Below are 13,329 nucleotides of genomic sequence, written 5' to 3' on the forward strand. Positions count from 1 at the left end.
GGCTGGCGCGGTGATGCGCATCCTCACCCTCGCCACGCTGTTTCCCAATGCAGCGCGCCCCAATTTCGGCATCTTCGTCGAGCGCCAGACCGCAACGCTGGCAGCGCGCGACGATGTCGAAATCACGGTGATCAGCCCGCAAGCCCTCCCCCCCTGGCCGCTTTCCCGCCATCCGCGCTATCGCACCTTGGCAAAGCTGCCGTTTCGTGAAACCTGGCGCGGGTTGGACGTGTATCGCCCCCAGTTCCCGCACCTGCCCGGCCTTGGCAACCATCTTCAGCCGAAGCTGATGGTCCGCGCTATCTGGCCGCTGATCGAGAGGCTGCACCGCGCCAGGCCGTTCGATCTGATCGACGCCGAATTCTTCTATCCCGACGGCCCCGCAGCGCGCGAGCTCTCGCAGCGGCTGGGCATCCCCTATTCGGTCAAGGCGCGCGGTGCGGATATCCACCATTGGGGCAGCGACCCGAAGACGCGCGAGCAGGTGCTGCGCGCCGGGCTGGATGCGGCCGGGCTGCTTGCGGTGTCGGCGGCGATGAAGAGCGACATGGTCGCGCTCGGCATGGCCGAGGAGAAGATCACTGTCCATTATACCGGCTGCGACCAACGGCGCTTTGCGCCCCGCGCCGATGACGGGCTGCGCGCCGAGCTCGGGATAGCAGGCCCGATGCTGATCACGGTGGGTGCGCTGATCGCGCGCAAGCGACAGGATCTGGTGATCGAGGCGCTGCCCGACTTGCCCGATGCCACGCTGGTGCTGGCGGGTGCCGGCGAGCAGGAGAGCAGCTATCGCGCCCTGGCGCAAAAGCTGGGTGTGGAGGCGCGCGTGATCTTTGCAGGTGCGCTGCCGCATGACGACTTGCCCCGCTGGCTGGCCGCAGCCGACATCATGGTCCTGCCGTCAAAGTCCGAGGGGCTGGCCAATGCCTGGGTCGAGGCGCTCGCCTGCGGTACGCCGATCGTCATCAGCGATGCAGGCGGTGCGGGCGAGCTGCTGACCGACCCTGTCGCAGGCCGGATCGTGCAGCCGACGCCCGAGGCGCTGGCCACCGCGATCGGCGAGCTGCTGGCGCTGGCACCCGACCGCGAACGCGTGCGCAGCGCCGTCGCCAATTTTACGTGGAACCGCAATGCCGATGAGTTGCACCGGCATTTTTCACGGCTGCTGTCGTTTCAGCGGCGCTCCTGACGCTCGCGCAGGGTGCGGATGATGCGGTTGCAGATGGTCGGGCTCAGCGCCTCGGCAAAATGGCACCCCATCAGCTTGCCTTCCGCCCAGACAATCTCACCCTCGATCGGGGCCACACCATCGATCGTGAGCGTCACCGGTGCATGCATGCGCAGCGGGAGGTCGCTTTCGAAACGGCATCCGGTGATCGAGAGGTTGGTCAGCGCAACAGTGCAGTGTCTGCGGCCCTGATCCACCAGATCGGCCTCGATATTGACGTTGATGCGAATGGCGAAGCGACGTTCCGCCGCCTGCTCGCCTGGCTGGCCCTGCCTGCCTGTCAACGCTGCCATAACGGCCTCCAGCAACCCTCGTTCTTGGCTCGGTGCCGCCCGGGGGAAAACGGCAGGAGTGCAACCGCCCGGCGATATAGCGCACAGAGCCTAATCGAGCGTAAACATAGGTGAAGAAAACATGACGACAGGCGGACCCCGTCCGAAGCGCGCTGTCACCGCAGACGCAAAAACGCCCGGCAGCACGAGGCTACCGGGCGTCTTTAAGGCTTGGCCCTTTCGGGCGAAGCAAGCGTGAAGCTTACTTCTTTTCTTCAGCCGGAGCGGCCGGAGCAGCAGCGTCAGCGGCCGGAGCAGCTTCTGCACCAGCTTCGGCGCCAGCAGCGGCACCGGCTTCGGCGCCAGCTTCAGCACCGGCTTCCATGCCAGCTTCCATGCCGGCGTCAGCAGCCGGAGCGGCTTCTTCAGCCGGAGCTTCGGTGGTGGCTTCTTCGGCGGGAGCTTCTTCAGCCTTTTCCGGCGAGCAAGCGGCGAGAGCCAGAACGCCAGCGACGGCGAAGACCGGGCTCAGCTTGAGAATGGACTTCATGGTACTTTTCCCCTTCGTTGCGGAAACAAGAGCCCGCGTTGTATCGACACCCTAGGGACTCTGGCAAGATTTATTTCTTGCACTGGCGCAGGAAGGACACGCCGCATCGGCCCGACCCCTTTCCCCCGCACCCTTGGGAACCGTGCATATAGCCGGTTTGTGAGGGGGCGAAAAGAGGATAAAATACTGACAGCCAAGGTGTCTTTTGTTCCGAAAAACACAGCCTGACGAATGTCCAGTGCAGCCCCTTCATGCGCGCTGGGACCATGACCCCAGGTGGCAAGACGATGAACGAACACCCCTATTTTTCCGTTACTTACTTGCCCCCTTGGCTTTCCAAGCCAAGGAACGTCAGCACGCCGTGCGTTGAGTTGAAGCGCGCGAGCAGCACCCGGTTGGGACAGACGGGCATCAGCGCCACTCGCCGATGCCCCGACGCCCGAATCAGCGTCTTGACCTGAGCTTGCCGGGTGTGCGAGCGCAATCGGCACGAACGCTCTTCCCCCCTCACTCCGCAGGAACCACCAGTGACCACACGCACGATCAACAACCGCCCCGTCCAGGCGATCGGCCTGGGTTGCATGTCGCTGAGCTGGGGCTATGGCAATCTGCCTGCGCGCGAGACCGCCACCGCGCTGCTCCATCGCGCGCTGGACCTGGGCTATGACCATCTCGACACTGCCAATATCTATGGCCTGGGGCATAACGAGACGCTGATCGGCGAGGCGCTGAAAGGGCGGCGGCAGGAATTCTTCCTGGCAACCAAGATGGGAATCGTCATCGAAGGCGAGAAGCGCGGCATCAACTGCCGTCCCGAGACGATCCGGCGCTGTATCGATGAATCGCTCACCCGCCTGCAGACCGACCATGTCGACCTCTATTACATGCACCGCCGCGACCGCGACGTGCCGATCGAGGAATCGGTCGGCGCGATGGCCGACCTGATCAAGGAGGGCAAGATCGGAAGCATCGGCCTGTCCGAGATGTCGGCCGAAACGCTGCGTCGTGCGACGAAGGAGCACCCGATCGCGGCGATGCAGACCGAATATTCGCCATGGACGCGCGAGCCGGAAATCGCCGTGCTTGATGCATGCGCAGAGCTTGGCACGACATTCGTCGCCTTCTCGCCGGTCGCGCGCGGCGTGCTGGCCAATGGCGTGCAGGATGCCGACGCGCTGACCGACAAGGACCTACGCCGCGGAATGCCGCGCTTCAATGCCGAGAACTGGCCGAAGAACCGCGCGCTGGCGGAAGCGTTCAACGCGATCGCCGCCGAGCTGGAGGTGACACCGGCGCAGTTATCCCTCGCCTGGGTGCTCTCGCGCGGCGACCATATCGTCGCCATCCCCGGCACTGCCTCGATCGCGCACATGGAAGAAAATTTCGCGCGCAAGGATTGGATCATCCCGGCTGACGCCGCAGCCCGCATCGACGAACTGATCAACGAACACACCGTCAGCGGCCCGCGCTACAGCGAGGCGATGCAGCGGACGATCGAGACGGAGATGTTCGGGTAAGTCGTCCGCACCAATGTTGCGGCGATGAATTGGTCGGGACGAGAGGATTCGAACCTCCGACCCCCACACCCCCAGTGTGATGCGCTACCAGGCTGCGCTACGTCCCGACCGGGCTTTCACCGCGCCTGCGGCAAAAGCGAAGCGCGCCTATATGGCGATGCGGCGCGCTTGGCAACCCCGTGATGCACAAGTTGGCGCAAGGTGATCGCCAATTGCCTTGCGCGGCCGATGATGATAGGCGCGCGCATCGCTGCGACCGGCTGTTTATCGGCCAATCGCTCCCCTTTTCCTTTCAGACATTCGGATATCACGCCCATGGACTCGACACTCCTGCTCGCACTGGCCGCCGCTGCCCCTGGCGCCGCACCGGCCTGGACCCAGCTTTTGATGTTCGTGCCGTTGCTGGCGATCTTCTATTTTCTGATCATCCGCCCACAGCAGCGCCAGATGAAGGCGCACAAGGCCAAGATCGATGCGGTCAAGCGCGGCGATCAGGTCATCACCGGCGGCGGTCTGGTCGGCAAGGTGACCAAGGTCGACGACGCCTATGTCGAGATCGATCTGGGTGGCGCCAAGGTGCGCGCGGTCAAGGCGACCTTGAGCGACGTCATCCAGCCGGGCGGCGCGCCCGCCAACGATTGAGCGGCGAGCGGGAACGACCTGCCGCCTTGCCGCCTGTTGCGCGCATGAATATATGGCGCGCACATCCGGCCCGCGCTGAGCGGACCAGGCACACCGCCGCGTCCGAGCCAGCACTGCCAAGGAAGCAACACGAATGCTAGATTTTCCGCGCTGGAAAACGATCTCGATCAGCCTGATCCTCGCCCTGGGCGTGCTGATGGCGATCCCCAGCCTGCTGCCTGCGGGCGCGGCCAAATATTATCCCTCGTTCCTGCCGCAGGAAAAGATCAACCTGGGGCTCGACCTTCAGGGAGGCAGCCATATCCTGCTGGAGGGCGACCCGAAGGACGTCGCCGCGCAACGCCTGCAGAACATGGAAGAGACCGTGCGCGCCGCGATGCGCAGCGCCAAGCCGCGGATCGGCATCGGCGATATCTCGCGCGAGGGCGGCAAGCTCTCCTTCCTGGTGCGCGACGTCAGCCAAGTCGATGCCGCGCGCGAGCTTATCCTGCCGCTGACCAGCGGCGCGGGCCTGACTGGGCAGCGCGACTGGGACATCGAGGTGCGCGATACCAGCCGCATCGTGCTCACCCCCACCGAGGCGGGCCTGACCCAGGCGCTCGACCAGGCAATGGAAACCGCGACCGAAGTCGTGCGCAAGCGCATCGACGAAATGGGCACGCGCGAGCCGACGATCATCCGCCAGGGCGACAACCGTATCGTGGTGCAGGTGCCCGGCCTTGACGATCCGCAGGCGCTGAAGGATCTGCTGGGCAAGACCGCCGAGCTCGAGTTCAAGCTGGTCGACCAGGCCGCCAGCCCCGAGGATATCGCCGCCGGCCGCGCGCCGGTGGGCAGCGAGATCATTCCCTATCCGACCAACCCTGCAGGCGGCACCCCGATCGCGGTACGGCGTCTGGGCGGCATTCGCGGCGACAAGCTGACCAATGCGCAGGCGAGCTTCGACCCGCAAACCAACGAGCCTGTCGTGTCGATCACCTTCGACCGTGATGGCGGCGCGCGTTTCGCGCGGCTGACCCAGGAGAATGTCAACAAGCCGTTCGCGATCATCCTCGATGGCGAAGTGCTCTCCGCACCCAATATCAACGAGCCCATCCTGGGCGGATCGGCGCAGATTTCGGGCAGCTTCACCACTGAAAGCGCCAACCAGCTCGCGATCGCGCTGCGCTCCGGCGCCCTGCCGGTGGAGCTCAAGGTGGTCGAGGAACGTTCGGTCGGGCCTGATCTGGGTACGGAATCGATTCAGCTCGGTCTAATCGCAGGCGGCCTCGGCACGCTGGCGGTGCTGGTGTTCATGGTGCTCACCTATGGCCGGTTCGGGGTCTATGCCGATATCGCACTGGTGCTCAACATCCTGCTGATCCTGGGCATCATGGCGCTGATGAACGCCACGCTGACGCTGCCGGGCATTGCCGGCTTCGTGCTCACCATCGGCGCGGCGGTGGACGCCAACGTGCTGATCAACGAACGCATTCGCGAGGAACGCAAGAACGGCAGGCGGATCATCCAGGCGATCGAGGTCGGCTATACCGAAGCCTCGCGCGCGATTTATGATGCCAATATCACCAACGTCATTGCGGCCGTGCTGCTGTTCCTGTTCGGCTCGGGCCCGGTGCGCGGCTTTGCCGTGGTGCTGATGATCGGCATCGTCACCTCGGTCTGGACCGCGGTCTATGTGACGCGCATGTTCGTCGCCCTGTGGCTCAAGCGCGAACGTCCGCGCGAACTGCACATTTAAGGAAGGCTTGAAACCATGAAGCTCCTCAAGCTTGTCCCCGACAACACCAATTTCCGCTTCCTGCGCTGGCGCAAGCTGGCGATGACGATCAGCCTGCTTTCGATCGTTGCATCGCTCGTGCTGGTCGGCGTGCGAGGCCTCAACCTCGGCGTCGATTTCGTCGGCGGCCAGATGATCCAGGTGACGTTCGACAAGGTGGCCGAAGCCCCGGTGGCCGAGTTGCGCGAGGATATCGAGGCATTGAACCTCGGCGAATCGACCATCCAGCGCTTCGGCCAGCCCAACCAGGTCTCGGTCCGCATGCGGCTGGACGGCGATAATCCGGATGAGGTCAACGCCGTCACCAAGCGCGTAACCACGATGATCACCAAGGAATATGCGGCGCAGGGCGCGCGAATCGACGGGGTGGATTCGGTCTCGGGCAAGGTGTCGGAAGAGTTGCTGACCACCGGCGTCTATTCGCTGGTCTTCGCGATGATCGCGATCGCGGTGTACATCTGGTTCCGGTTCGAATGGCAGTTCGGGGTCGCGGCGCTGTTCGCGCTGTTCCATGACGTGGCGATCACCTTCGGTTTCTTCGCGCTCACCCAGCTCGAGTTCAACCTCAACATCATCGCCGCGCTGCTGACGATCATCGGCTATTCGCTGAACGATACCATCGTGGTGTTCGACCGCGTGCGTGAGAACCTGCGCAAATATCGCAAGATGGACATGATCTCGCTGCTCGACCTGTCGACCAACGAGACGCTGTCGCGCACGGTGATGACCTCGCTGACGATGCTGATCGCGCTGCTGGCGCTGCTGCTCATCGGCCCGGGCGTGATCTTCGGCTTCACGGCCGCGATGACGCTGGGTCTGTTCGTCGGCTGCTATTCGTCGATCTACATGGCCAACCCCATCCTGGTCTGGCTCGGCGTCGGCCCGCACAGCTTCGTGCCGCAGCAGACAGAGGCGGACAAGGCCGAGGCCAAGCTCAAGGAAGGCCTGTGATCGCCGGATTCGCTGGTCGCGTCATCCATGGCTGAGTTCACGCAGGATCCGCGCGCGTCCGGCCCGGTGATTACCGGCTTTACCGCGCGCGGCTTCAAGCTAGACGGCGACAATCTGGGCCAGCGCCGGGTCGACGGCGCGCTGGTGTTGACGCCGGTTTCGGCCATGCCCTGGGACGCACCGGCGGTCGAGGCGCTGGATGTCAGCGCGATGGGCCAGGTGCTGGCGCTCGACCCGCCGCCCGAGTTCATGCTGCTCGGCACAGGTGGCGCCATGACCCACCCTCCCCGCGCCTTCATCCGGGCCATGGAAGAGCGCGGTATCGGCGTCGAGGTGATGGACAGCCGCGCCGCCGCCCGCGCCTGGGGCATATTGCGCTCCGAGGAGCGCTGGATCGCCGCTGCGATCATGGGGCTTTAGGCGTCCGCTATTGCTACGTCATTGCCGCGAAAGCGGGAATCCCGCTGTTGTTCTACGCTCATTCGAAATAGCGGCCCCCCGCCTTCGCGGGGGTGACGAATGCCTCACGTTGAAGCCCCTTCCCTTCGCCGTTCATTCAAGCTCATGATCATCTCGGCCAATGCGCGAAACTGTTCGATCGTCCGTCCGAGCAATTCGCGGTCGCGATCAGGATTGAGCGAAGCGCTCTCGAACAGATCCTCGCTTTTCACGGTCACCACGACATCGCCCTTGTGGAACAGGGCCTTCAGGCCCTTGCCCTCGAACTTGTCCTCCAGCGCGACCAGCCGCTCGCAATAAGCGGGGTGGACAAGATACCGCGCCTCCACGGGATCGCTGCCATAGACGTCGAACGTGTCCTCGAACCGGGGGTCGACCATCTTCACCCGGTCGAGCTTCATGCCGTTCTTGGTCTGGCTGTCGCCGAACCAGGTCAGCCGCATGCGCTGGCGCTCCACCAGGGTCACGCCATGGAATTGCCGCGCGAAGCGTATCTTGAGAATGACCCCGCGGAACACCGTGACGTCGCGCCGATTCTTTCCCGACCCGCGCCGCTCGATCAGATGCGCCTCGTACAGGTGAAAAGGCGTGCCGCCGATCTCGCCCTGCCAGCAATCCTCGCAGGTCTTGCGGGTATAGCCCGGGAGCAGATCATAGGCATAAGCGAGGTTGAACTCGTCTCCGAAGGCGGCTTCGGGGCTGTATTCGACGCCGAGGCTGCGCGCGAGCGCGCTGTTGATCTCGCGCTTCAGACTGCTCACCATGTTCTGGCGGATGATGCCCCCCATGGTGAAGCCGATGGCGATGATGGCAAGGCCGACGAAACCGACGGCTTGCCCCCAGCCACCGTCCCAGAAAAAGCCCAGCAGGAACGGCGCCCCCAGGACAAGGCCGCCCACCATGCGCTTTGCTGCCTTGCGCTTGGCCTCCTCGCGTGCGCTCGTCTGGGCCTGCAGCCACTGGCCAAGTTCGCCCGCCAGCAGCGTATCGACATCGGCTATTGTGATCACCGGCATTCCCCCGCCTCTAGCGCCATGGTAATGCTAGGCCGTATATCGGGGGACTGTCTATGGAATGGATCATACTCGGCATCGTAGTCATCGTCCTGCTGGCGGTGGTCCTGATCTACAACCGGCTGGTGTCGCTCCGCGCCAATTGCCGCCAGGGCTGGGCCGATATCGATGCGGGGCTGCGCCAGCGGCACGACCTGATCCCCAATCTGGTGAGCACCGTCCAGGGCTATGCCGCGCACGAGAAAAGCGCGCTCGAAGCGGTGATCGCGGCCCGCGGCCGTGCGCTGGCCGCCCATGGCCCGGCCGAGGCGCAGGGCGCGGAAATGGCGCTGGGCGGTGCCTTGAAGAACCTGTTCGCACTGGCCGAGGCCTATCCCGACCTCAAGGCCAATACCAATTTCCAGACGCTGCAGCACGAACTGGCCGATGTCGAGGACAAGCTCGCCGCCGCGCGCCGCGCGTATAATGCCGCGAGCGCCGACTATAATGCGGGTATCGAATCCTTTCCTGCCGTGCTGTTCGCAGGCGCGCTGGGCTTCAAACCGCAGGGATTTTGGGAACTGGGCAGCGACGAGCGCGCCACGGTCGGCGCAGCGCCCAAGGTCAGCTTCTAGGCCGAAGGCAACGATCGCTCCCCCTGGCGCGTTGGACAGCGATACGCGCGTTCACACGGGGGGCACATGGCACGAAACAGCAGGCGCAAGACGACAGAGCCCGCGCTCGAGGACTTGGCGGACGTCACCACCGCGCTGATCTATCGCGCGATCAGCCGCTCGGGCCGCCACGAGCTTGCCCGCCCGTTTTCCGCCCTGTGGTGGTCGGGCGTCGGGGCCGGGCTGGCCATCAGCCTGTCGATCCTGTGCAAGGGCATCCTGACCGCCCTGCTCCCCGATACTGCATGGGCACCGGCGGTCACTAACCTGGGTTATTCGGTGGGATTTCTCGTCGTGATCATGGGCAGGATGCAGCTGTTCACCGAGAATACGGTCACCCCCATCCTGCCACTGCTCGCCTACCCGTCGATTTCGCGGCTCAACCGGACAGCACGGCTCTGGGGTATCGTGTTTGCCGCCAACATGACCGGATGCCTGATAGCGGCCATCCTGATGGTGCATGCCGGGATCATTCCGCCGCTCCAGATGTCAGGCGTGCTGAGCGTTTCGCGCCATTATGCCGAGGTCGCCCCGCTTGACCATATGCTCTGGGGCATGCCGGCCGGGTTCATGATCGCTTCGCTTGTGTGGATGCTGCCGCGGATCGAAAGCGCGGGCGAGGTGCTGATGATCACGATCGTCACCTACATGATCGGTCTGGGCGGCTTCTCGCATGTCGTCGCCGGATCGACCGAGCTGTTCATCGTCATGCTCAAGGGTGAAATCAGTCCAATCGAGGCCGTGTTCGGCGGCATCCTCCCGGCGCTGGTCGGCAATGTCATCGGCGGTACGGTGATCTTCGCGGCCCTGGCCTATGCACAGGTCCGCGAAGAGATCTGAGCCCGGTCGGTCAGCTGAGCGCCTTCCAGATGCTGTAAACGCTGGTGATGGTGAGCACCGTGCCGACCATGAACAGCAAAAGGCGCGGACGCACATTCTTGGCGAGGATCGCGCCAAATGGCGCGGCCACTACCCCTCCGATGAGCAGACCGATCGTCGCGGTGGTGAAGGCCTCGAACCCCATGGTGAGGATGAAGGTGACCGAGATCGACACGGTGAGGAAGAATTCGGACGCGCTGACCGTGCCGATGGTCTTGCGCGGCTCGCCGCCCTGGATGAGCAGGTTGGAGGTGACGACCGGTCCCCATCCGCCGCCACCCGCAGCGTCGAGAAAGCCCCCGGCCGCACCCAGCGGCGCGACGATGCGCGGATCATGGAACTTTGGCGTGGGAAAGCGCCAGGCGCGATAGAGCAGCACCAGCCCGATGCCGGTCAGATAGGCCATGACCAGCGGCCGGGCGACCCCCGCATCGACATTGGCGAGCACATAGGCGCCCAATATCCCGCCGCCGACCCCCGGAAGCACCAGCTTGGCAAACAGCCCCCAATCGATATTGCGGTGCCAGGCATGGCTGAGCCCCGACGCACCGGTCGTGAACACTTCGGCAAAATGCACGCCTGCCGAGGCTTGCGCCGGTGGCACGCCGAGCACCGAGACCAGCAGCGTGCTGGAGATGACGCCAAAGGCCATGCCCAGGGCGCCATCGACCATCTGCGCGGCAACGCCGACCAGGATATAGGGCCAGATATCGGCAGGGTTCAGTATTCCAAGGTCCGGCACGTGCGGTCCCTTCTGCTGGAGGAAGTTTCAATCACCCTCAAAACCGCGCCGAGACCGTGAGGCCAGCGGTGCGGGGATCGGGCATCTGAGCGGAAATGAGGCCGGTATTGCCGGGGGTAACGGCGAGCGATTCGAAATATTCCTCGTCAAAGGCATTGCGGGTCCACACGAAGAAATCGAACTTGTCGGTGCGGAATCCGGCGCGGAAATTGTGCAGCGAATAGGCATCGATATCGGTGTAGATCGACCGCGATGCGTTTGACGAGAATTTCGAGCGGAAGTTCGCGTCATAGCCCGCATAGGCATTGCCATCGAGGCCGAACACCGTGGCCGGAACATTGTACTCCGCACCCCAGGAAAAGGCCCATTTGGACACGCCCGGCAGCCACTGGCCCGAGACATCGCAATTGGCCGGGCTGAGCGCGCCGGGCGTTGCGGCCGGGCCCGGCACCTGCGTTCCCGTCACCGTGGTGCCGCCGGCCAGCTCCGGCGGGCACGGCGCATCGACGAAGCGCACGAATTCGGCATCGGTGAACGCCCCGCTGACATAGGCGGTGAAGCGATCCGAAGGCTGGACGCGGAAGTCCGCCTCGACCCCGCGGCTGCGCACCTTGTCGGCATTGGCGAGATACCCGCGCAGCACGTTGCTGCCGCTGATATTGCTGATGACGCTGGCCTGGAAATCCTGGATGTCGGTCCAGAAGGCGGCGAGATTGAGCGTCGCCTTGCGATCGAACAGCTTGGTCTTCAGGCCGATCTCGAAATGGTCGACCTTTTCGGGCTTGATTACCGCGACCTCAAGCGCCGCCGAACCGTCCGCGCGGCCGGGCACGCCGTTGAGGTTGACGCCGCCGGTCTTGAACGAGCGCGCATAGGTTGCATAGGCGTTGACGGTATCGCTGATCTCGTAGCCCAGATTGAGGTCGTACGAGAGATTCCAGTCGCTGAAATCGACCTCGAAGAACTGCGAGGCCTGAACCCCGCGCTGCGCGGCAATCCAGGGATCGTCGAAGAACGGGCTGGTCGGCACATTGCTGACGATCTGCCGCGTGCCGTTCGAGGCATTGCCGGTCACCACCGAGTCATACTGGCCCTGCTTCTTGTCGTAATTGATGCGGATACCGGGCGAGACGGTCAACCGATCGGTGACCTTCCAGTTCAGCTTTCCGAAGGCGGCGAGGCTGGTGTTGTCGAGCCGGATGTCGTTGTTCGCGACCACGCCGTTGAGCACCGCCGGGTTGTTCGACAGCGCGCTGGTCGGGTTGAGCAGCCAGGCGCTCGCCGCCGGGCCCTGTTCCTGAATGCCCTGGGTGCGGATTTCCTGATAGAAGGCGAATGCACCGAGCACGAAGTTCAGCCGCTCCGCCTCATAGTTCAGGCGGAATTCCTGGGTATATTGCTTCTGCTGGGTCGGGTTGTTGACCTTGAGGAAGATCGGCAGGCCGGTAAAGTCGCGGTCATTGGCCGGGGTCCAGTCCCAGTATCGATAGGCGCTGACCGAGGTCAGCGCGAACTTGCCGAGCTCCCATTCCACCAGCGCCGACACCCCGCCATGTTCGTTGCGCGCGCGGATATTGGCATCGAGATCCGTGACGCGATCGAACGGATCGGTGCTGGGCACCCGATAGCCCGGGAAGCGCGCAATCAGCGCGGCATATTGCCTGTTCGCCGCACGCTGGGTGGTGCCGACACGGGCATAGATCTGCGCGCAGCAGATCGGATCCTGGATATTGTAATCGCCCGACAGGGTGACCTTGAAGCTGTCGCTCGGCTGCCACAGCAGCGCGCCGCGAATGCCCAGATTATCCAGGCTGTTGACGTTCTGCCCGGTCTTCACGTTGAGTATAGTGCCGCGCCGATCGGTCGAGGACAGGCTCAGCCGCGCCGCGAGAGTGTTCGAGATCGGACCGGAAATCGTCGCCTTGGCCTGCTTGACATCGTAATTGCCGACGCTCAGTTCCGCACGACCCTCGAAGGTGAAGCTTGGCGCGCGCGTCCGGATGTTGATCGCCCCTGCGGTGGTGTTCTTGCCGTACAGCGTGCCCTGCGGTCCGCGCAGCACCTCGACCTGTTCGACATCGACAAAGTCCAGCGTCGCCGAGGCGATGCGGTTGTAATAGACCTGGTCGATATAAATGCCGACGCCCTGTTCGAACCCGTCATTGGTGAGGCCGAACGGTGCACCGATGCCGCGGATATTGATGAATGTGTTGCGCGGATTGGTCGAATAGAATTGCAGCGCTGGCTGGATCTGCGTCAACCGGTTGATGTTGAACAAGCCCTGCGAATCCACCTGCGCCGCATCGATCACGGACAGCGCGATCGGCACGTCCTGGATATCCTCGTCTCGGCGGCGCGCGGTCACGATGATCACGTTATCGCCCTGATCATCGGCGGCATCGGCCTGATCAACGGAATCGGCCTGCACGGCATCGCCATCGGTTTCGGCTGCCTGCGCCTGGAAAGGGATGGCGAGTGCGAAGGCCAGCGCCGCAAGCGATGCGCGCGCGGATACGGAAATGGACATTTGGAAAGACCCCCGGAATTGGAAGTGCTTCCGGATGTCCGGTCGGCACGCAGCGTGTTGGGCAACATGGAGAAACGCTCGAAAAATGCCCGTCCGGTCAGCCCGGTCCCGGCAGTCAG

General features: G+C 63.9%; 14 protein-coding genes and 1 tRNA gene. 8 read left to right on the forward strand and 7 right to left on the reverse strand.

Annotated elements, in window-relative coordinates; translation table 11 throughout:
• The first annotated feature begins 13 nt into the window (after positions 1-13).
• Positions 14-1,189 carry a glycosyltransferase gene (locus tag AX725_RS08720; RefSeq protein ID WP_060977530.1) on the forward strand — a complete coding sequence of 392 codons (1,176 nt, stop codon included), beginning with the start codon at positions 14-16 and terminating at the stop codon, positions 1,187-1,189.
• Here the strand turns inward: AX725_RS08720 and AX725_RS08725 are convergent.
• Both AX725_RS08725 and AX725_RS08730 read right to left on the reverse strand, forming a co-directional pair.
• Positions 1,174-1,521, reverse strand: a complete 348-nt coding sequence (locus tag AX725_RS08725) for a PilZ domain-containing protein (protein WP_060977529.1) — start codon at positions 1,519-1,521, stop codon at positions 1,174-1,176. The genes AX725_RS08720 and AX725_RS08725 overlap by 16 nt on opposite strands.
• 241 nt (positions 1,522-1,762) lie before the next feature.
• The gene (locus AX725_RS08730) at positions 1,763-2,050 is read right to left on the reverse strand and encodes a hypothetical protein (RefSeq protein WP_060977528.1); all 288 of its coding nucleotides are present in this window, start codon (positions 2,048-2,050) and stop codon (positions 1,763-1,765) included.
• Between the two features lie 527 nt (positions 2,051-2,577).
• Here AX725_RS08730 and AX725_RS08735 point away from each other — a divergent pair.
• Complete coding sequence (locus AX725_RS08735) at positions 2,578-3,567, forward strand: aldo/keto reductase (RefSeq protein ID WP_060977527.1); 990 nt, start codon at positions 2,578-2,580, stop codon at positions 3,565-3,567.
• Positions 3,568-3,597: 30 nt separating this feature from the next.
• Here AX725_RS08735 and AX725_RS08740 read toward each other — a convergent pair.
• Positions 3,598-3,674, reverse strand: a tRNA-Pro gene (locus AX725_RS08740).
• Between the two features lie 9 nt (positions 3,675-3,683).
• Positions 3,684-3,884: a hypothetical protein gene (locus tag AX725_RS20900; RefSeq protein ID WP_155646055.1), complete on the reverse strand. Its 201-nt coding sequence runs from the start codon at positions 3,882-3,884 to the stop codon at positions 3,684-3,686.
• Here AX725_RS20900 and yajC point away from each other — a divergent pair.
• The 4 genes from yajC (at position 3,883) to AX725_RS08760 (ending at position 7,357) form a co-directional block, all read left to right on the forward strand.
• Complete coding sequence (yajC, locus tag AX725_RS08745) at positions 3,883-4,209, forward strand: preprotein translocase subunit YajC (protein WP_060977526.1); 327 nt, start codon at positions 3,883-3,885, stop codon at positions 4,207-4,209. The two genes, AX725_RS20900 and yajC, sit on opposite strands and share 2 nt — an antisense overlap.
• Positions 4,210-4,342: 133 nt before the next feature.
• Positions 4,343-5,947: a protein translocase subunit SecD gene (secD, locus tag AX725_RS08750; RefSeq protein WP_060977525.1), complete on the forward strand. Its 1,605-nt coding sequence runs from the start codon at positions 4,343-4,345 to the stop codon at positions 5,945-5,947.
• Between the two features lie 15 nt (positions 5,948-5,962).
• On the forward strand, positions 5,963-6,937 hold the full coding sequence (gene secF, locus AX725_RS08755) for a protein translocase subunit SecF (RefSeq protein ID WP_060977524.1): 975 nt from the start codon (positions 5,963-5,965) through the stop codon (positions 6,935-6,937).
• Between the two features lie 27 nt (positions 6,938-6,964).
• On the forward strand, positions 6,965-7,357 hold the full coding sequence (locus AX725_RS08760) for an Mth938-like domain-containing protein (RefSeq protein ID WP_060977523.1): 393 nt from the start codon (positions 6,965-6,967) through the stop codon (positions 7,355-7,357).
• Between the two features lie 104 nt (positions 7,358-7,461).
• Here the strand turns inward: AX725_RS08760 and AX725_RS08765 are convergent, their stop codons facing one another.
• Positions 7,462-8,412 (reverse strand): DUF3137 domain-containing protein, encoded by a 951-nt coding sequence (locus AX725_RS08765; protein ID WP_060977522.1) that lies wholly within the window; start codon positions 8,410-8,412, stop codon positions 7,462-7,464.
• Between the two features lie 53 nt (positions 8,413-8,465).
• Here AX725_RS08765 and AX725_RS08770 point away from each other — a divergent pair, with 53 nt between their 5' ends.
• Both AX725_RS08770 and AX725_RS08775 read left to right on the forward strand, forming a co-directional pair.
• Positions 8,466-9,023 carry a LemA family protein gene (locus AX725_RS08770; RefSeq protein WP_060977521.1) on the forward strand — a complete coding sequence of 186 codons (558 nt, stop codon included), beginning with the start codon at positions 8,466-8,468 and terminating at the stop codon, positions 9,021-9,023.
• Between the two features lie 66 nt (positions 9,024-9,089).
• Positions 9,090-9,902 carry a formate/nitrite transporter family protein gene (locus AX725_RS08775; RefSeq protein WP_060977520.1) on the forward strand — a complete coding sequence of 271 codons (813 nt, stop codon included), beginning with the start codon at positions 9,090-9,092 and terminating at the stop codon, positions 9,900-9,902.
• 10 nt (positions 9,903-9,912) lie between these two features.
• Here AX725_RS08775 and AX725_RS08780 read toward each other — a convergent pair whose 3' ends face one another.
• The gene (locus AX725_RS08780; protein WP_066114140.1) at positions 9,913-10,683 is read right to left on the reverse strand and encodes a sulfite exporter TauE/SafE family protein; all 771 of its coding nucleotides are present in this window, start codon (positions 10,681-10,683) and stop codon (positions 9,913-9,915) included.
• A gap of 37 nt (positions 10,684-10,720) precedes the next feature.
• On the reverse strand, positions 10,721-13,210 hold the full coding sequence (locus AX725_RS08785; protein WP_060977518.1) for a TonB-dependent receptor: 2,490 nt from the start codon (positions 13,208-13,210) through the stop codon (positions 10,721-10,723).
• Positions 13,211-13,329 lie beyond the last annotated feature (119 nt).

The sequence above is a fragment of the Blastomonas sp. CCH9-A1 genome, from assembly GCF_001557175.1.
Classification (GTDB): domain Bacteria; phylum Pseudomonadota; class Alphaproteobacteria; order Sphingomonadales; family Sphingomonadaceae; genus Blastomonas; species Blastomonas delafieldii_A.